This window comes from Vibrio sp. 704 (assembly GCF_033339295.1).
Genome location: NZ_JAWOUH010001104.1, coordinates 1 through 501, shown reverse-complemented (window position 1 = coordinate 501; position 501 = coordinate 1). Strand labels below are relative to the sequence as shown.

Below are 501 nucleotides of genomic sequence, written 5' to 3'. Positions count from 1 at the left end.
GCACAAGATATGGCTCAAGCAGGCCGCGATGTTGAGAAGAATGTTTTGAGTAAAGCTCTGAATAAGGTAATTAACGACCACGTTTTTGTTTATGGGAATAAGACGGTGATTCTTTAAGTTCATCGCATTTGAATGAAAGAAAGGGTTCCTCATTTGCAACCCTTTCTTCTTTCTAGTCGTTCAAAACTTGCTTATTCAGCCTGCTCAGACTCCACTATACGCTTGAGCGAATGCGGATGCAGCTTGATACAAATACCTTGGTACTTAAACGCCACGGTTGGGTTGTTCAAGCGTTCACCTTCCCCTTTCGGGCTCGATAGTTTGATCTTCACACCCAATTCTTCTAACTCATCAAAACGCGCGCCAAACGCTGGATAAGTGTGTTTCAAGTCCGCCAAAAACTCGTCTGCGGTTTCCGCATGAGATGGAATCACAAACTCCACGTGCTCCCAACTTTCGGTTGGATAGGTTTTCCCTTCGGCTGGGTATGGCAATTCCAGA

The 501-nt window shown here is 45.1% G+C and carries 1 protein-coding gene and 1 pseudogene; one reads left to right on the top strand and one right to left on the bottom strand.

Annotated elements, in window-relative coordinates; all coding sequences use genetic code 11:
- Nucleotides 1-117: pseudogene (locus R7R24_RS30885) on the top strand (formyltetrahydrofolate deformylase); the annotation flags it as partial.
- 74 nt (nucleotides 118-191) lie between these two features.
- Here the strand turns inward: R7R24_RS30885 and R7R24_RS30880 are convergent.
- Nucleotides 192-501, bottom strand: a 310-nt coding sequence (locus R7R24_RS30880) for a VOC family protein (RefSeq protein WP_318120740.1), incomplete at its 5' end; no start/stop codon positions are given.